Origin of the sequence: Methylohalobius crimeensis 10Ki, from assembly GCF_000421465.1 — a bacterium.
Taxonomy (GTDB): domain Bacteria; phylum Pseudomonadota; class Gammaproteobacteria; order Methylococcales; family Methylothermaceae; genus Methylohalobius; species Methylohalobius crimeensis.
In genome coordinates this window covers 2,537,648-2,553,434 of record NZ_ATXB01000001.1, presented here as the reverse complement: position 1 = coordinate 2,553,434, position 15,787 = coordinate 2,537,648, and the positions used below count along the sequence as shown (strand labels likewise).

The following is a 15,787-nucleotide window of genomic DNA, read 5'->3' as shown; positions in this document are numbered from 1 at the left end:
CACCCTCACTCAGTCAAACGCGGCATCAACTCTACCAGATTACAGGGACGGGTGCGGTAATCCAATTGCGTTTGGATCAATTTGTCCCAGGCGGTGGCGCAGGCGTTTCGGGAGCCGGGCAGACAAAAGACATAGGTCCCGTTGGCCACCCCGGCCAAGGCGCGGGATTGAAGGGTGGAAGTGCCGATGTCCTCGTAGGAGATCATTCGAAACACCTCACCGAAGCCGTCCAATACCTTGTCCAGTAAGGGGGCGACGGCTTCCGGGGTGCCGTCTCGACCGGTGACGCCGGTGCCGCCGGTGGCGAGAACCACCTGAACCTCGGGCGCGGCGATCCAGGCCGAAACCCTTGCGCGAATCCGGTAAATATCGTCGGGGACGATGGCTTTTTCCGCCAGCCGGTGGCCCGTCTTGGTCAGACGTTCGGCGAGGTGTTTCCCCGAAGCGTCGGTGGCTTCGGTACGCGTGTCGGAGACGGTGAGAACGGCGATATTCAGGGGAATGAATTGGCGTTGATCGGTCATGACGGTATCATAACAAGTTTAGAGATCACTGACGTTGAATGATAAATGTCTCGAACCTTCGAAATCCACGTAAAAGAACATCCCGAAATCCTGGTGCAAAAAGCCAGTGTCATGGCTCAGGCCAACGCGATTCATTTTATCGCCGACGAAGTCCAGGGACACTTTTCCGGCAAAGGGTTGCAAGGTACCTACCGGTTCGAGAACGATGTGCTCGTCGTCGAAGTCGTCAAGAAACCGGCTTTGGTGACTTGGAAGATGGTGGAAAAGATGCTCCACCAGTTTTTTGCCTGAGAGGGGGCGATCGCAAGTACGTCCTTTCAGCGAAAATCGTGGAAGCAAGCACGAAAAAGGGCGAACTTCGGGTTCGCCCTTCCGTATATAAGTGCGATTAGACTTTCCGGTAGATTTCGCCGCCCGTTTCCCGAAATTCCTTGGACTTTTCCTCCATGCCCGCTTCGGCTTCCTGTTCGGCGAAGTCGCGCACTTCCTGACTGATTTTCATCGAACAGAAGTGGGGACCGCACATGGAGCAGAAATGGGCCACCTTGGCCGATTCCTGAGGCAAGGTCTGGTCGTGGAATTCCAGGGCCTTTTCCGGATCCAGGCTGAGGTTGAACTGATCCCGCCAGCGGAACTCGAATCGCGCTTTGGACAGCGCGTTGTCCCGGTATTGAGCGGCCGGATGGCCCTTGGCCAGGTCGGCGGCGTGGGCGGCGATTTTGTAAGTGACGATGCCTTCGCGCACGTCTTCCTTGTCCGGCAGACCCAGGTGCTCCTTGGGGGTCACGTAGCAGAGCATGGCGGTGCCGTACCAGCCGATGTTGGCGGCGCCGATGGCGGAGGTGATGTGGTCGTAGCCGGGGGCGATGTCGGTGACCAGGGGCCCCAGAGTGTAGAAAGGCGCTTCGAAGCAATCGGCCAGCTCCTTGTCCACGTTTTCCTTGACCAGATGCAGGGGCACGTGGCCGGGGCCTTCGATCATCACCTGCACATCGTGCTTCCAGGCGATCTGGGTCAGTTCCCCCAGGGTTTGGAGTTCGGCGAACTGGGCCTCGTCGTTGGCGTCGGCGATGGAGCCGGGCCGTAAACCGTCGCCCAGGGAAAAGGCCACGTCATAGGCCTTCATGATTTCGCAGATTTCCTCGAAGCGGGTGTAGAGGAAACTTTCCTGATGGTGGGCCAGGCACCATTTGGCCATGATCGAGCCGCCGCGGGAGACGATGCCGGTCACCCGGTTCACGCTCAAGGGAATATAGGGCAGACGCACCCCGGCGTGGATGGTGAAGTAGTCCACTCCTTGTTCGGCTTGTTCGATCAAGGTGTCGCGGTAGATTTCCCAGGTGAGTTCCTCGGCCTTGCCGTCCACTTTTTCCAAGGCCTGATAAATGGGCACGGTGCCGATCGGAACCGGGGAATTGCGCAGAATCCACTCGCGCGTTTCGTGGATGTGTTTTCCGGTGGAAAGGTCCATCACCGTGTCGGCGCCCCAACGGATCGCCCACAGCATTTTTTCCACCTCTTCCTCGATGTTGGAAACCACAGGGGAGTTGCCCAGATTGGCGTTCACTTTCACCAGGAAGTTGCGGCCGATGATCATCGGCTCCGACTCCGGGTGATTGATATTGGAAGGGATGATGGCGCGGCCGGCGGCGACTTCCTGGCGCACGAATTCCGGGGTGATTTCCTCGGGCAGATGGGCGCCGAAAGATTGTCCCTCATGCAGCCGTTGGCCGTAGGCTTCGCGCATGGCGGCCAAATTCTGGTTCTCGCGGATGGCGATGAACTCCATCTCCGGGGTGACGATGCCGCGTTTGGCGTAATGCATCTGGGACACGTTGGCGCCGGCTTTGGCGCGCCGGGGTTGGCGCAGGCCGGGGAAGCGCAGATGGGCGGTTTCGGTGTCCTCCAGGCGCTGGCGGCCGTATTCGGAGGACAAATCCGCCAATCCGTCGGTATCGGAGCGGGCTTCGATCCAAGCTTGACGCAGGGCCGGGAGGCCTGCGGTCAGATCGACTTCGACGTTGGGGTCGGTGTAGGGGCCGGAGGTGTCGTAGACGTATACCGGCGGATTTTCCACCGGGCCGGATGAAGTATGGGTGGGAGCCTGCTCGATTTGGCGCATGGGAACGCGCAAATCCTCGCGGGTACCTTCAATGTAAATTTTGGCGGAAGCGGGAAACGGTTTGATCGCGGCCTTTTTGGCGCGAACGTTCTGCTGAAATTGTTCGGGGACGGCGTTCATTGGTCTCTCCAACTATCACGGTCGGCGCGGGGAAAGACCCGAGCTTCCCTACGCCGGTATTAACCGGAATCAGGTTCAAAGGGTATCTCTCAGCGCCGCTTCGGGCCCGGCGGCGCACCCCTAGCCCGTTGCGGTAAAGCTAAAGCATCGGCCAGGCAAATGCAAGCCAATCCTGATCGCAATGGTAGGAAAGAAGCAGGGCGGACACACAAGTCCGCCCCTGACCGACAACTCGGCCTGCAAGCGGAAAAGAAGTGGGCGCGGCAATCATTTACCCCCCCGGAAGGAGGGTGCTACAATCGGCCAATGTGTAACCAAATTGCCCGCCGCTTTAGAACCGTTTCATGACCACGCATTCCAACGATCGCAGTCGCTCGTCTGCGGTGGAGATCAAGGGGGGGTCGGTAACTCTTCCCATCATTCGATTGTTGAGCGGCGATATGGTCGCCGTGGCCACGCAATTGGCGCGGCGGGTCGAGCAGGCGCCGGAGTTTTTCCGCAGCGCTCCGGTGGTGATCGAGGCTTCCGCATTGGCCGATCAATCCGCGGTCGATCTCGAATCGCTTTTGAAGCTGCTGCGGGAATTGGGAATGGTTGCGGTCGGTCTTCGAGGTGGCGACGACGTCCTCAAGCAGTCCGCCGCTGCGCTCGACCTGGCGCTGCTGGCCGATACCGCGACTCCGGAGCCCCGCGAGGCGCCGCCTCGGCCCAAGGTGGTCGCCACTTCCGCGGTAGCCGAGAGCGAACCGCCCGGCCGTTCGCTGTTGATCGATCAACCGGTCCGTTCCGGCCAGCGCGTGTATGCCAAGGGGACCGACTTGATCGTGCTCGCCTCGGTGGGAAACGGTGCGGAGATCATGGCCGACGGGCATATTCATATATACGGAACTTTGCGCGGGCGGGCCTTGGCCGGTGTGCGCGGGGATACCGAGTGCCGAATCTTTTGCCAAGATCTCCAAGCGGAGCTGGTTTCCATCGCCGGCCATTATCGGGTCAACGAGGATTTGGATGACTCGGTCCAGCGGCGCTCGGTCCAAATTTACATGCGGGATACCGCATTGATCATCGAAGCTTTGTAAAACTAAGGCAGATCAAAACGGGAGGAATTTATCCGTGGCAAGAATCATTGTGGTCACCTCGGGCAAAGGGGGGGTCGGTAAGACCACCTCTGCCGCCTCTTTGGCGATGGGGTTGGCTTTGCGGGGATATCGAACGGTAGTGATTGACTTTGACGTGGGGTTGCGTAATCTGGACTTAATCATGGGTTGCGAGCGCCGGGTGGTCTATGACTTCGTCAATGTCATCAATGAAGAGGCGGCGTTGCGCCAGGCTTTGATCCGGGACAAGCGCTGTGACAATTTATTTATCCTGCCGGCTTCCCAGACCCGGGATAAGGAAGCCTTGACCAAGGACGGCGTGGGCCGGGTGCTGGAGCAGCTGTCGAAGGAATACGAATACGTGATCTGCGATTCCCCCGCCGGAATCGAGCAGGGCGCGTTCCTGGCGATGTATTACGCCGACGATGCGGTCGTGGTCAGCAATCCGGAGGTGTCGTCGGTGCGGGATGCCGACCGCATGGTGGGGATTCTGGCGAGCAAGTCGCGGCGGGCCGAATTGGGGGAGGCGCCCATCAAGGAATACTTGCTCCTCACGCGTTACGTGGCGGATCGAGTCAAGCGAGGTGAAATGCTGGCCGTGGATGACGTATTGGAAATCCTGGCGCTGCCTTTGCTCGGGGTCGTTCCCGAGTCCCAGGCGGTGCTGAATGCTTCCAACGAAGGGGTGCCGGTGGTCCTCGATGATAAGAGCGACGCCGGCCAAGCCTATCGAGACGCGGTGGCGCGTTATCTGGGGGAAGACCGGCCCCACCGTTTTATCAGCCCCGAAAAGAAAGGCTTGTTGAGTCGGTTATTGGGAGGTTAAGCCATGGCATTGTTGGATTACTTCCGTTCTTCTCGACCCCGAAGCGCTCAAGTGGCCAAGGAGCGCTTGCAAATTCTGGTCGCCCATGAGCGCGGAATGCGCGACGCGCCCAATTATCTGCCGCAGTTGCAGCAAGAGCTGTTGGCGGTGATCCGCAAATACGTGAATGTGGATAACGATGCGATTTCCATTCAAAGGGAGCAGGATGAGGATCGTGAAATCCTCGAGCTCAATATCGTGCTACCGGAGAGCGAGGAGACGGGACGGAACTAAGTTTTTGGACTGGACTTAGGGGGTATGACATGAGCGAGAAGACACAAACTTCGACCAAGCAAGCGCGTGCGGCAAAACGGGGCGCTACCAAGCAAGCGCCTGCCAAAAAGACGGTCGCCAAGGCCGGTGGGGAGGTGAGCCGGGGTGAGGATATCGGCGTGGCGGCCGGTCGAATTTGGCAGTGTTTGGACCGGGTCGGCGATGCGTCGCCTTCCAAATTGGCGGCGGAAACCGGTCTCAGTACCAAGGAGATCCAACGGGCTGTCGGCTGGTTGGCTAGGGAAGGGAAGCTCATCATCGAGCGGGACGGGCGAACCGAGGTTTTCCGGCTCGCCTGAGCAATAAAAAACGAATATATAAGGAGGACGAGGTTATGCGTAAACCCTTATGGATGGCCACGGCAGTGTGCGCGGCGGCCCTGAGTACGACGGTCTGGGCGGGTAGCGATCAGTCCACGGGCAACGGCGGTGTCCGCTTGAAAGGCGTGTCCGGGCAGGCAGCCCAAGGTGGCCAGGAAAAAATGCAAGGAGGCATGGGAATGATGAAGCAATCGGGGCAAAATGGAAAAATGTCCATGCAAGGCGGGCAAATGCCCATGATGAAGCAGTGTATGGAGCTGCACCGGAAAACCGCCGAACGCCTGGAGCATCTGGATTCCAATCTGTCCCATCTGGACGAGAATTTGCAACACTTGGATCAAAACCTGAAGCACCTGGACGAAAAACTGGATCATTTGTACCAAGAGCAGGAGAAGGAAAGTCACGAGGTGCTCCAGGGTATTTCCAGCAAGCTGGAACATATCCTCAAGGAGCGGGAGGCGGAGACCCACCAAACCCTGCAGGATATCCAGACCAAGCTCGATCACGTACTCAAGGAGCAGGAACAGGAAACCCACTGATCTTTAGAGCTGGTTTACAAAATTCGAAAAGGCGGGTATCGGGCGTTCGTCCGAATGGCCGATACCCCACAGCCATTTGTAAACAAGCTCTTATCTCAATCTATTCCGAGTGCCCCGTTAAAGCGGGGCGTTTTTTCGTCGATCGGGTTACAATCAGCCGATCGATTGAATGGTAAGAGGATAAGGCCATTCGCGTACATCCCTTTCTGCGTCAATTGGGGGCCAGTTGCCTGGACCTGGCGCCGGTATTGGCGGTGGTTCTGGTATTCCAACTGTTGGTGATCCGCCAGCCCCTGCCGAACGTCTTGGACCTGATCACCGGCATGATTCTGGTCGTGGTGGGGTTGACATTTTTCGTGCAGGGCTTGGAGCAGGCGTTGTTTCCCTTGGGGGAATCCATGGCCTATGCCTTCGCGCGCAAAGGGAGCCTGGTTTGGCTTTTGATTTTCGCTTTCGCCTTGGGGTTCGCCACCACGGTGGCCGAGCCGGCGTTGATCGCGGTGGCGGCCAAAGCCGCCGAAGTAGCGGCCGACGGTGGGATGATCGAATCCGGCGAGGCGGCCCGGGAAAGCTATGCTCTGGGACTTCGTTTGACCGTCGGCGTGGCGGTGGGAATCGCTTTGGTGATCGGCGTCATCCGCATTGTCAAGGGTTGGCCCCTCCATTGGCTGATGGTGATCGGCTATGGCGGAGTGATGGGGGTGACGCTGATCGCGCCGCCCGAGATCACCGGGGTGGCTTATGATTCCGGCGGGGTGACCACTTCCACCATCACCGTGCCGTTGGTGACCGCTTTGGGAGTAGGGCTTGCCCAGTCGATCGAAGGACGCAACCCGATGGTGGACGGTTTCGGCTTGATCGCCTTTGCATCCTTGACGCCGATGATTTTCGTTATGCTTTACGGGCTCTGGATGGGATGAACTTTATCGGGCTGCTGGAAAGTGTCCTGGTGGCGGTGCGGGATATTCTCCCCATTGCAGTCACCATCCTGGTATTTCAATTGGGCGTGATTCGGCATCCGCTTCCCCATCTGCGCCGATTGCTTCAAGGCTTCCTGTTCGTGATCCTGGGGATGGCCCTGTTCTTGAAAGGGCTGGAGACGGCTCTATTTCCGCTGGGGGAAATGATGGCCGCCCAATTGACGGGACCGGGTATCCCGCTTGGCGGAGGCGATTGGAAGGATTATGGTTGGGTGTATTTGTTCGCCGCCAGTCTGGGGTTTGCCACCACCTTGGCCGAACCGTCCCTGATCGCCGTCGCCCTCAAAGCCGAGTCGATCTCTGCAGGTGCCATCCATCCCTGGGGATTGCGGTTGGCGGTTTCGGTGGGCGTCGCTTTCGGGATCGCGTTGGGGACTTATCGCATCGTCAGCGGAGGCTCGTTGGTTTTGTATATTCTTGCAGGGTATGTGATCGTTCTAGCCCAGACCGTTTTCGCGCCCCGGATGATCGTCGGCTTGGCCTATGATTCCGGAGGCGTGACCACCTCCACCGTTACCGTGCCGTTAGTCACCGCGCTGGGGTTGGGTTTGGCCAAAGCGGTACCGGGGCGGAATGTGCTTTTGGACGGGTTCGGTTTGATTGCTTTTGCGAGTGTGTTCCCGATTATGGCGGTGTTGGGCTACGCTCAACTGGTGGCCTGGTTAGCGCAACAAAAGAGGTAATCGCGATGCGTTTCAAATTGATCATTGCATTCGTACAAGACAGTAAAACCGAGTTGATCCTCAAAACCGCCCGCGATTTCGGGGCGACCGGGGCGACGGTGATTACCAGCGCCCGCGGGGAGGGCATCGAGCGGGCCAAAACTTTTCTGGGACTGACTTTGGAAGCCCAGCGCGACGTGGTGTTGATGCTGGTGGAAGAGCATTTGAGCCGAACTATCTTGGAGGCGGTCGCCGAGGCGGCCGAGTTCGATGCCTCTCCTGGAACCGGTATTGCTTTTCAGATCGATGTGGAGGATGCCGTCGGCGTGCAGCATCAAATGGAAAAATTGACCCCGCTGGTGGAAGAGGAAATCTAGCAATGGAGAAAAATAAAACCATTATTCGAGTGCGTCATATCATGCGCACCGATTTCGGTTCGATCGACGGTATCGCCACCGTGGACGAGGCGTTGCGCAAGATGAAAGAACTCAAGACCTCGGTGTTGGTGGTGGAGAAACGCCACGACGACGACGAATACGGGTTGATTACTTCCAGCGATATCGCTCGCCACGTTTTGGCGCGGGATCGTTCTCCCCAACGGGTCAATGTTTATGAAATCATGGAAAAACCGGTAATCGCGGTCCATCCGGACATGGATATCCGCTACTGCTCGCGCCTGTTCGCCCGCTATAATCTGGTCCGCGCCCCGGTGATCGACAGTCGCCGGGTGATTGGCATGGTCAGTCCCAATGCCCTGGTGTTGGATGGGTTGTACCAACTGTTGGAATAAAGTTATTCCTCTATCAAGCGCACCGCCATCACGTCGCAGTTGGCGTGGCGGATCACATTGGCGGCGGTCGAACCCAACAGGATGCCCAGGCCGGTGCGGCTGTGGGAACCGACCACGATGAGATCCACTTTCTCCTCCGCCGCCACCCGCACGATCTCCGCCTTGGGGTTGCCCACCTCGACCCAACGCCGATCTTCGGGAATATTATTTTTTTGTCCGATTTGAGCCAGTTTCTCCTGGGAGGCGTTGATCAATTGTTCGGTGATGTCCACGTCGAAGGGGATGATGGGGCCGTAAATGGAGTCGGTGATCGGCAGATTGTCCACCACGTGCAGGACGCTGAGCTTGGCCTCGTAGCGATCGGCCAAGTCTTTGGCCCGTTCGGCCACCTCTTCGCCATGCTCGGAGAAATCCGCTGCCAGTAAGACGTGTCGATAAGCTTGCATCTTGGCTCCTCATGGTTGATTTGAAGGCATCATACCAAAACTTAGCTTCGCTCGGCGGCCTCCAATTTTTCCTCCGCTTCCAGCCAGGCTTCTTCGACCGCCGACAGTTTGCGGTCCAATTCTCCTTTCTCCAGCAGCAAGTCTTGTAGTCGAGCCTTGTTTTCCTCCTGGTACAAAGCGGGGTCGGCCAGTTGCTGTTCCAGGGACGACTTGGCCTTGTTGAGGCGGGTCAGTTCCGCTTCGGCCCGCTGCCGGGCTTGTTTGAGGGGGCGCAGCCGGTCCCGGCGTTCGGCTTCCCGGCGGCGTTGATCCTTGCGCGAAGGCGTGGTTTGCTCGGTCTGAGAAGCGGTTGAGTCGCGGTTGCGCGATTCCAACAACCAGCTCCGGTAGTCTTCCAGGTCGCCGTCGTAAGGTTGGGCCTGACCGTCGGCTACCAGCCAATACGCATCGGTGATGCAGCGGAGCAGATGGCGGTCGTGAGAGACCAGGACCAAGGCGCCGGGGTAATCCTGCAAGGCGATGGTCAAGGCGTGGCGCATTTCCAGATCCAGGTGGTTGGTGGGCTCGTCCAACAGCAGCAGATTGGGTTTCCGATACACCAGCATGGCCAGCACCAAACGGGCTTTTTCCCCACCGGAGAAGGTGGAAACCCGGGCCGTGGCGCGCTCGCCGCTGAAACCGAAACCTCCCAGGAAGGAACGCAGGGTCTGTTCCCGGGCTTGGGGGTCCAGGGTCTGAAAGCTTTGCAGGGCGGAGACTTCCGGGCTCAGCTGTTCCAGTTGGTGTTGGGCGAAATAGCCGATATGGAGATGCTCGGCGGTTTCCCGCCGTCCATCCAGCGGCTCGATGGCGCCGGCGAGGGTTTTGATCAAGGTGGATTTTCCCGCCCCGTTGGGTCCCAGCAGACCCAGCCGGTCGCCGGGATTGAAAGTCAGGGATACGTTTCGGAGCACGGTTCGTTCGCCGTAGCCCAACCGGCTTTCCTCCAGGCGCAGGAGGGGAAACGGCAGATGCTGCGGCCGGCCCAACTGGAAATGGAAGGGCGAGTCCGCATGGGCCGGGGAAATCTTTTCCAGCCGTTCCAGCATCTTGATGCGGCTTTGCGCCTGGCGCGCTTTGGTGGCTTGGGCCCGGAAACGGTTGATGAACCGGCGCAGGCGGTCTCTTTCCCGCATCTGTCGGCGATAGGCGGCCTGCTGTTGGGCCAGGGATTGAGCGCGCAGCTTTTCGAAGGCGGAATAATTGCCGGAATACACCTGAACGCGGCCGTGTTCCAGATGCAGGATTTGATCGCATATCTCGTCCAGAAAATCCCGGTCGTGGGAAATCAGCAACAACGCGCCGGAATATCCCTTAAGCCAATCCTGGAGCCAGATGACCGCGTCCAGATCCAAGTGGTTGGTGGGTTCGTCCAAAAGCAGCAAATCGGAGCGGCACATCAGGGCTTGGGCCAGATTGAGTCGCATCCGCCAGCCGCCGGAGAAATTTGCCACGGGCTTCGCGTGATCCGTCTCGGCGAAACCGAGGCCGTCCAGCAGTCGGGCCGCCTGCGGCTTGGCCCGGTAGCCGTCGATGGCTTCCATGTGGGCGTGGAGGTCACCCTGGCGGAGGCCGTCCCCGTCAGCCGCGGCTTGGTCCAGCGCTTGTTCCAGACGGCGCAATTCCCGGTCGCCGTCGAGGACGAATTCCAGGGCGGGGCGTTTCAGATCGTTGATTTCCTGGGCGACGGAAGCGATGGTCAGATCCGGCGGCATCCGGATCTGACCGCTGTCGGAATTCAGATCGCCGTGAATCAGGCTCAGGAGGCTGGATTTGCCGGCGCCGTTCGCGCCCACCAGCCCGGTTTTGACGCCGCGGTGAAGGGTGAAGTCCGCATGTTCGAACAACAGGCGTCCGCCGCGGCGGAGGGAAACGTCGTAAAAGCTAAGCATCGGTTCAACGGTTCAGATAACGGTTCTTGAGCTGGATGTAATGATCGGCCGAATAGCGTAAAAATGCCCTTTCTTCTTCGGTCAGGGGACGGACTTGACGGACCGGCGCGCCCACGTAGAGATGACCGCCGGTGAGGTGTTTGCCGGGAGGCACCAGGGCGCCGGCGCCGAGAATGATTTCATCCGCCAATATCGCCCCGTCCATGACGATGGCGCCGATGCCGATCAGGCAGCGGTCGCCGATCCGGCATCCGTGCGCCACCGCCCGGTGGCCGATGGTGACGTTTTCTCCGATGGTCAACGGGAAGCCGTCGGGGCTGTAGGGGCCGGCGTGGGTCACGTGGAGCACGCAGCCGTCCTGGACGTTGGTGCCGGGACCGACGTGGATGTGATTGACATCTCCTCGCACCACGGTGCCGGGCCAGATGGAGACGTCTTCGTCCAAATGGACATCGCCGATCACCAAGGCGGTGTCGGCCACATACACCCTTTCTCCGAGATGGGGGGCGTTGCCTTCGAAAACTTCACGGGGCAAGGGATACCTCCTAGGCGGCTATACTTGTAATCCAAGGTTCAATAAAAAAACGGAGCTTAACATGGTGCTTATCGTCCTGAGTGTTTTCGCGGCGATTTTCATTATCCTGATCGTTTACGGGATTGTCATTTACAATCGTCTGGTTTCCTTGAAACACGCGGTTTCCCAATCCTGGTCCAACATCGACGTGCTGCTCAAGCAACGCCACGACGAGTTGCCCAAGTTGGTGGAAGTGTGCAAGCGCTACATGAAATTCGAACAAGATACCCTGGAAAAGGTGATGCGCGCCCGCAGCAGCGTGTTCCACGCCCAACAGCAAGGCGATGTCGCCCGCTTGGGACAAGCCGAGAATCAATTGCGACAGGGGTTGATGAACTTGTTCGCGGTGGCGGAAAGCTATCCCGAGCTCAAGGCGGATCAGTCCTTCCGTCATCTGGAAAGCCGCATCACCCAATTGGAAGAGGCCATCGCCGACCGGCGCGAATTCTATAACGCCGCGGTCAATCAGAACAACGTTCGCATCGAACAGTTCCCGGACATCGTGATCGCCCGCTGGCTCAATTTTCAGCCCTTCAAGCTGTTGGAGTTCAGCCGCGAGGAAAAGCAGGACGTAAACCTGACGCCCCTGTTCGATTGATGGGGTCCCAGTTGCGCGACATCGTCACCGGGGCATCCCCGGTACAGTTCTGGGGGGTGGCAGCGGTGCTGATATTGGTGACCCTGTGGCTGTTTTATCGAGGCTTTCGTGGGCTGCGCCGCGCCCGCCTGATCGAGGATACCCCCACCGCTCGAATCCGCTCCGCGCCCCAAGGCTATGTGGAGTTGGAGGGTGAGGCGGTGATTTTGCCCGGCGAACCGGTGTACGCGCCTCTGAGCGGTCGCCCCTGTGTCTGGTACGAGTATCGGATCGAACATCGGGAAACGGTGTTCGAAAAGGGGCGTCGACGCCAGCGCTGGGTGAGTTTGGAGCACGATACCAGCGATGCGCTTTTTGGCCTGGAGGACGGTACCGGACGCTGTGTGGTGGACCCGGAAGGGGCGGAAATGCATCCTCTTCACGTGTTGAATTGGCGGGGGCATGAGCGATATCCTCGCAATACGCCGCCCGGTCACAGCGATTTTTTGGGGCCCTACCGTTATGTGGAAAGCTTCATCGAACCGGGGGATTTTCTGTACGCCTTGGGCTGGTTTCATTCCCTCAAAGAGTCCGCCGAACGAGGATTGGCGGAAGAAACCCGAGCCTTGCTGAGGCGGTGGAAAGGGGACCAAAAATCCTTATTGCAGCGTTTCGATCTCAACGGCGACGGTCAGATCGATATGAAAGAGTGGCAGATCGTGCGTAAACAGGCCGCTCGCGAGGTATTGCAGACACGCATGCGAGAGCCTGCGGACGAGACGGTACATTTGATCTGCAAACCTCGGGACAGGCGGCCGTTTATCTTGGCTGCCAGCCGGCAATCGGAGTTGGCGTCCCGTTACCGCCAAGGGGCGGCCGGTGCGCTGGCCTTGTTTTTAGTCGGTTGTATCGCCTTGACCTGGGCCGTCCAATTGCGCCTCAGTTGATCGGTTCCAGCTCGAATAGATCGTAGGCGGGCGTGGCATCCGAGCGTTGTTTCAGGCAGAAACGCTCCTTTTCTTTGCGATTCCGATAAATTTCCACCCATTGACCCCGTTGCCATACGGAAGCCGGTGCGAGCAGGGAGGGAGGACAGCGGGTTGCCGGTTGCGCCGGAAAAAACAACCCCCATTCACGCTGGGGTTGGAGGGCGTCGGCATCAGGCAACTCCTTCCCAACCACCACCAATCGGGCGGTAAAACTCAATAGTTCCACCCCCACGGTTACTTGACGTTCACTTTCTTGGCGCAGCCAACGGATTGCGCCCACTTCGATTTCATCTTGGGTGTGGTTGATGCCCAGGAGTTCCCCTACTTTGAGCTTGGCACAGCTGTGATCCAGCCAGATCAGGCAATATCCTTGGGCGCATACGTTGGCGAAGCGACCCGGAAATCGAATCCGCTGGGAAGAAGAGGGGGGGGATGGCTTTCGGGGCCAAATCTCTTGGGGATCGAGTTGGTTGTGGTTATCGAGGAGTTGCTGAAAGATATTCGCTTCGCTGCGCTGGGCTTGATATTCGTATTCAGGCGCATCGTCCAGCGGGATCAACTCGAAATCGATGTTATATTCCGTTTTCGCGTCCCTCTCCGGAGTCGGCGGAAGCAAATGGGACAAGGAGCGGCCGGTGGAATCTTCCCGGGCCAGGGCGGCGATGAGCTCGGAAAGACCGGCAATCAGGAAACAGTCTTTTTGTTCGGGTATCCGACGCCATTTGCGCTGAGCGGGCGCCCCCAGAATATGGGCCAGGCGCAAGGCCAATTTTTTCGCGCGCGAGAGGGGTAGGATCTCGTCTCCCAAGGAATGAGAGGAAGCGACATAAGCAAGCAGCTTTTGGGTCACCGGTCGAGTATGAATGAAGCGGGGAATTTCCGGTGGCGGTTCGATCTGTTTGAAGCGCTTGATGGAACAGGGTGCTTGGGGGCGGGCGCCGTCGAAAAAGAAAGCGGCCTTGAGGGGTTGCCGCCTGCTTAAGTAATGGATTTCGGCGTAGCCGGCGAAACGTCGGAGAAAACCATCGATTTGTTTCAGTTCCTCTGGTCTGAACTGTTGCGGGGTGCACAATCCGAACAGCAGAATCCTAAACAAATGGGTGCGAATATCGGGATCCGGTTCGGGTGTGGCTGCTTGGTTTTTGGGGTGGGAGATGCCGGCCAGCATCCCTTGTGCTTCCAGCAATAAATAGAGTCGATAGACCGTGCGCCAGTAGTTTTCGTCCAGGGAGTGATAAACTTGAGCGCTATGGCGGGCCATGCGGGCCAGCCAGTCCAGGGTATGATTCAAGAGGGCTACCCGTTCGCTGGGACCCCATGACCGGGGGTGGAAAAATTCCGGCTCGAGGGTCACCTGGATGGCGTTGGCGATCATCTGGCGGCACAGAGCCAAAAGTTGGCGGGCCGTTTCCCGATCCCGGTCTTGCAAGGGAAGGGCGGCATCGAGAAGACGGTTTTCCAGCGCTTCTGTCAGGGAAAACAACCGGGGTTGATAAAGTTCGAGCAAGCGGTATCGCTGCCGGGGAGGAATCGGCGCGCGCGCGAGTGCTTGCAAGGGAGGTAAGAGCTTGGCCGCGGTTTGATCCTCGTCGAGCCAGGAGAGTTCCGCCAGCCACGATTGCAGCCGGTCGGGATCGGTCGAATAGGAATGGGTCTGTGCCGACACACGGAAATCCTTGTGTAATCTTTAGAATTATAAGTGTAGATCAAAGGGAAACAAAAGCGGGAGAGTCGGCCTGTAAGCCGGGTTCTGTCGAGGGTAATCATTCCTCTAGGACGCACATCGCTGTACGCCTCCAGCGATCTACCCGGGAGCGGCGTGCGGGCCGCACGCTGGGTTTCCCCATACTCCCCTATTTGATCTTGCTCCGGGTGGGGTTTACCGTGCCGCGAACCGTTGCCAGCCGCGCGGTGCGCTCTTACCGCACCCTTTCACCCTTGCCTGTGCCGTTGCCGGCCATCGGCGGTCTGCTCTCTGTGGCACTTTCCGTCGCCTCGCGGCGCCCAGGCGTTACCTGGCACCCTGCCCTGCGGAGCCCGGACTTTCCTCCCCCGACGTGCGGGAGCGATTACCCAGCCGACTCTCCAAGACTATTGAACCAGAAATCGACTCAAAGTTCCTGGTTTGTTGATGCTGCCTGCCAGTTCAGGGCTGCGCGGTAAAGGACTTTTTTGCGCGCGCCGGTGATTTTTTCCGCCAAGGAGACGGCGGTGCGGAGGGAACATTCTTTCAGCAGCAAATGAAGGGTGCGGCGCTGCTCTCCGGTTAACTCCTCGGTAGAAAGCGGCGGGGCGCCCGCCACCAGAAGCACGAATTCGCCTTTGCTCAATTCGGGTTGATGGACAAACAAATCGGGCGCTTGGCCCACCGATGTGGAGAGTAAGCGCTCGTGCAGTTTGGTCAATTCCTTGGCGATCACCACCCGCCTTTGCGGCGGGAAGACGGCTGCCAGATCCTCGAGACAAGCGATCAATCGGTGACTGGATTCGTAAAATACCGATGTCCTGGGTTCCTCCACCAGGCGTTCGAAGTAAGTGCGGCGGGCATTGCGTGTGCGGGGCGGGAATCCTTCGAATGCGAAGCGGTCGGTGGGCAGCCCCGCCGCCGACAAGGCGGCGATGGCGGCGCAAGGACCGGGAATGGGAACCACGGTGATCCCGGTTTCATGCGCGGCTTGAATCAGCGGGAAGCCGGGATCGTTGATCAGCGGGGTGCCCGCGTCGGAAACCAGGGCGATGCTGCGACCGCTCCGCAGCTGTTCCAATAGCGCCGCCGTCTTGGCTCTTTCATTGTGTTCGTGAAAAGAGCGGGTGGATGCGGTGATGCCGTAGTGGTCGAGCAGCCTGCGGCAATGGCGGGTATCCTCGGCGGCGATCGCATCCACCCGGCGGAGGATGTTCAGCGCCCGGAAGGTCATATCGTCCAGATTGCCGATGGGGGTGGCGACTACATAAAGCTTGCCCGGTTCGTGCTCCAT

The 15,787-nt window shown here is 58.8% G+C and carries 19 protein-coding genes, 1 other RNA gene and 1 riboswitch; of the genes, 12 read left to right on the top strand and 8 right to left on the bottom strand.

Annotated features, from left to right (window positions below):
• Positions 1 to 5: 5 nt before the first annotated feature.
• Positions 6 to 524 carry a molybdenum cofactor biosynthesis protein B gene (moaB, locus tag H035_RS0112540; protein ID WP_022949321.1) on the bottom strand — a complete coding sequence of 173 codons (519 nt, stop codon included), beginning with the start codon at positions 522 to 524 and terminating at the stop codon, positions 6 to 8.
• Positions 525 to 569: 45 nt separating this feature from the next.
• Between moaB and H035_RS0112535 the strand changes: the two genes are divergently transcribed.
• Positions 570 to 815, top strand: a complete 246-nt coding sequence (locus H035_RS0112535; RefSeq protein ID WP_022949320.1) for a hypothetical protein — start codon at positions 570 to 572, stop codon at positions 813 to 815.
• Between the two features lie 97 nt (positions 816 to 912).
• Here the strand turns inward: H035_RS0112535 and thiC are convergent, their stop codons facing one another.
• Positions 913 to 2,766 (bottom strand): phosphomethylpyrimidine synthase ThiC, encoded by a 1,854-nt coding sequence (gene thiC, locus H035_RS0112530; protein WP_022949319.1) that lies wholly within the window; start codon positions 2,764 to 2,766, stop codon positions 913 to 915.
• A 28-nt stretch (positions 2,767 to 2,794) separates the two neighbouring features.
• Positions 2,795 to 2,898: riboswitch (TPP riboswitch) on the bottom strand.
• A 212-nt stretch (positions 2,899 to 3,110) separates the two neighbouring features.
• On the opposite strand from thiC, the gene minC reads away from it, so the two are divergent.
• The 9 genes from minC to H035_RS0112485 all read left to right on the top strand — a co-directional run bounded on the left by minC (position 3,111) and on the right by H035_RS0112485 (position 8,292).
• Positions 3,111 to 3,845, top strand: coding sequence for a septum site-determining protein MinC (gene minC / locus H035_RS0112525; protein WP_022949318.1), 735 nt, complete (start codon positions 3,111 to 3,113; stop codon positions 3,843 to 3,845).
• Positions 3,846 to 3,879: 34 nt separating this feature from the next.
• Entirely contained in the window at positions 3,880 to 4,689 is an 810-nt protein-coding gene (minD, locus tag H035_RS0112520; protein ID WP_022949317.1) for a septum site-determining protein MinD, read from the top strand.
• Between the two features lie 3 nt (positions 4,690 to 4,692).
• Positions 4,693 to 4,962 carry a cell division topological specificity factor MinE gene (gene minE, locus H035_RS0112515; protein ID WP_022949316.1) on the top strand — a complete coding sequence of 90 codons (270 nt, stop codon included), beginning with the start codon at positions 4,693 to 4,695 and terminating at the stop codon, positions 4,960 to 4,962.
• A gap of 29 nt (positions 4,963 to 4,991) precedes the next feature.
• Positions 4,992 to 5,300, top strand: a complete 309-nt coding sequence (locus H035_RS0112510; protein WP_022949315.1) for a winged helix-turn-helix domain-containing protein — start codon at positions 4,992 to 4,994, stop codon at positions 5,298 to 5,300.
• A gap of 35 nt (positions 5,301 to 5,335) precedes the next feature.
• On the top strand, positions 5,336 to 5,860 hold the full coding sequence (locus H035_RS0112505) for a hypothetical protein (protein WP_022949314.1): 525 nt from the start codon (positions 5,336 to 5,338) through the stop codon (positions 5,858 to 5,860).
• A 215-nt stretch (positions 5,861 to 6,075) separates the two neighbouring features.
• Positions 6,076 to 6,780 (top strand): DUF1538 domain-containing protein, encoded by a 705-nt coding sequence (locus H035_RS0112500; protein WP_022949313.1) that lies wholly within the window; start codon positions 6,076 to 6,078, stop codon positions 6,778 to 6,780.
• Positions 6,777 to 7,523, top strand: a complete 747-nt coding sequence (locus H035_RS0112495) for a DUF1538 domain-containing protein (RefSeq protein ID WP_022949312.1) — start codon at positions 6,777 to 6,779, stop codon at positions 7,521 to 7,523. The genes H035_RS0112500 and H035_RS0112495 overlap by 4 nt, the downstream gene beginning before the upstream one ends.
• A 5-nt stretch (positions 7,524 to 7,528) precedes the next feature.
• Positions 7,529 to 7,879: a P-II family nitrogen regulator gene (locus H035_RS0112490; RefSeq protein ID WP_022949311.1), complete on the top strand. Its 351-nt coding sequence runs from the start codon at positions 7,529 to 7,531 to the stop codon at positions 7,877 to 7,879.
• 2 nt (positions 7,880 to 7,881) lie between these two features.
• Positions 7,882 to 8,292, top strand: a complete 411-nt coding sequence (locus tag H035_RS0112485) for a CBS domain-containing protein (RefSeq protein ID WP_022949310.1) — start codon at positions 7,882 to 7,884, stop codon at positions 8,290 to 8,292.
• Between the two features lie 2 nt (positions 8,293 to 8,294).
• Here the strand turns inward: H035_RS0112485 and H035_RS0112480 are convergent, their stop codons facing one another.
• Genes H035_RS0112480 through H035_RS0112470 form a run of 3 tightly spaced genes read right to left on the bottom strand, consistent with a single transcriptional unit; the run spans position 8,295 to position 11,204 of the window.
• Positions 8,295 to 8,738, bottom strand: a complete 444-nt coding sequence (locus H035_RS0112480; RefSeq protein WP_022949309.1) for a universal stress protein — start codon at positions 8,736 to 8,738, stop codon at positions 8,295 to 8,297.
• A 41-nt stretch (positions 8,739 to 8,779) separates the two neighbouring features.
• Positions 8,780 to 10,669, bottom strand: coding sequence for an ABC-F family ATP-binding cassette domain-containing protein (locus H035_RS0112475; RefSeq protein ID WP_022949308.1), 1,890 nt, complete (start codon positions 10,667 to 10,669; stop codon positions 8,780 to 8,782).
• Positions 10,670 to 10,673: 4 nt separating this feature from the next.
• Positions 10,674 to 11,204 carry a gamma carbonic anhydrase family protein gene (locus tag H035_RS0112470; RefSeq protein ID WP_022949307.1) on the bottom strand — a complete coding sequence of 177 codons (531 nt, stop codon included), beginning with the start codon at positions 11,202 to 11,204 and terminating at the stop codon, positions 10,674 to 10,676.
• Between the two features lie 61 nt (positions 11,205 to 11,265).
• Between H035_RS0112470 and H035_RS0112465 the strand changes: the two genes are divergently transcribed.
• Both H035_RS0112465 and H035_RS19595 read left to right on the top strand, forming a co-directional pair.
• Positions 11,266 to 11,841, top strand: a complete 576-nt coding sequence (locus H035_RS0112465; RefSeq protein WP_022949306.1) for a LemA family protein — start codon at positions 11,266 to 11,268, stop codon at positions 11,839 to 11,841.
• Positions 11,841 to 12,767: a GIDE domain-containing protein gene (locus H035_RS19595; RefSeq protein ID WP_022949305.1), complete on the top strand. Its 927-nt coding sequence runs from the start codon at positions 11,841 to 11,843 to the stop codon at positions 12,765 to 12,767. The genes H035_RS0112465 and H035_RS19595 overlap by 1 nt, the downstream gene beginning before the upstream one ends.
• On the opposite strand, the gene H035_RS0112455 is transcribed toward H035_RS19595, so the two are convergent.
• The 3 genes from H035_RS0112455 to rsmI form a co-directional block, all read right to left on the bottom strand.
• Entirely contained in the window at positions 12,760 to 14,475 is a 1,716-nt protein-coding gene (locus H035_RS0112455) for a hypothetical protein (RefSeq protein WP_022949304.1), read from the bottom strand. The two genes, H035_RS19595 and H035_RS0112455, sit on opposite strands and share 8 nt — an antisense overlap.
• A gap of 57 nt (positions 14,476 to 14,532) precedes the next feature.
• Positions 14,533 to 14,894: RNase P RNA component class A (rnpB, locus tag H035_RS20920), an RNA gene on the bottom strand.
• A 26-nt stretch (positions 14,895 to 14,920) separates the two neighbouring features.
• The gene (gene rsmI, locus H035_RS0112450; RefSeq protein ID WP_022949303.1) at positions 14,921 to 15,787 is read right to left on the bottom strand and encodes a 16S rRNA (cytidine(1402)-2'-O)-methyltransferase; all 867 of its coding nucleotides are present in this window, start codon (positions 15,785 to 15,787) and stop codon (positions 14,921 to 14,923) included.

What these genes read in the sequence shown, in the direction of transcription:
- thiC (WP_022949319.1), bottom strand. Translation starts at nt 2,766, where the DNA reads ATGAACGCCGTCCCCGAACAATTTCAGCAGAACGTTCGCGCCAAAAAG.
- rsmI (WP_022949303.1), bottom strand. Translation starts at nt 15,787, where the DNA reads ATGGAGCACGAACCGGGCAAGCTTTATGTAGTCGCCACCCCCATCGGC.
- H035_RS0112510 (WP_022949315.1), top strand. Translation starts at nt 4,992, where the DNA reads ATGAGCGAGAAGACACAAACTTCGACCAAGCAAGCGCGTGCGGCAAAA.
- H035_RS0112505 (WP_022949314.1), top strand. Translation starts at nt 5,336, where the DNA reads ATGCGTAAACCCTTATGGATGGCCACGGCAGTGTGCGCGGCGGCCCTG.
- moaB (WP_022949321.1), bottom strand. Translation starts at nt 524, where the DNA reads ATGACCGATCAACGCCAATTCATTCCCCTGAATATCGCCGTTCTCACC.
- H035_RS0112535 (WP_022949320.1), top strand. Translation starts at nt 570, where the DNA reads ATGTCTCGAACCTTCGAAATCCACGTAAAAGAACATCCCGAAATCCTG.
- minC (WP_022949318.1), top strand. Translation starts at nt 3,111, where the DNA reads ATGACCACGCATTCCAACGATCGCAGTCGCTCGTCTGCGGTGGAGATC.
- H035_RS0112465 (WP_022949306.1), top strand. Translation starts at nt 11,266, where the DNA reads ATGGTGCTTATCGTCCTGAGTGTTTTCGCGGCGATTTTCATTATCCTG.
- minE (WP_022949316.1), top strand. Translation starts at nt 4,693, where the DNA reads ATGGCATTGTTGGATTACTTCCGTTCTTCTCGACCCCGAAGCGCTCAA.
- H035_RS0112495 (WP_022949312.1), top strand. Translation starts at nt 6,777, where the DNA reads ATGAACTTTATCGGGCTGCTGGAAAGTGTCCTGGTGGCGGTGCGGGAT.
- H035_RS19595 (WP_022949305.1), top strand. Translation starts at nt 11,841, where the DNA reads ATGGGGTCCCAGTTGCGCGACATCGTCACCGGGGCATCCCCGGTACAG.
- H035_RS0112490 (WP_022949311.1), top strand. Translation starts at nt 7,529, where the DNA reads ATGCGTTTCAAATTGATCATTGCATTCGTACAAGACAGTAAAACCGAG.
- H035_RS0112485 (WP_022949310.1), top strand. Translation starts at nt 7,882, where the DNA reads ATGGAGAAAAATAAAACCATTATTCGAGTGCGTCATATCATGCGCACC.
- H035_RS0112480 (WP_022949309.1), bottom strand. Translation starts at nt 8,738, where the DNA reads ATGCAAGCTTATCGACACGTCTTACTGGCAGCGGATTTCTCCGAGCAT.
- H035_RS0112475 (WP_022949308.1), bottom strand. Translation starts at nt 10,669, where the DNA reads ATGCTTAGCTTTTACGACGTTTCCCTCCGCCGCGGCGGACGCCTGTTG.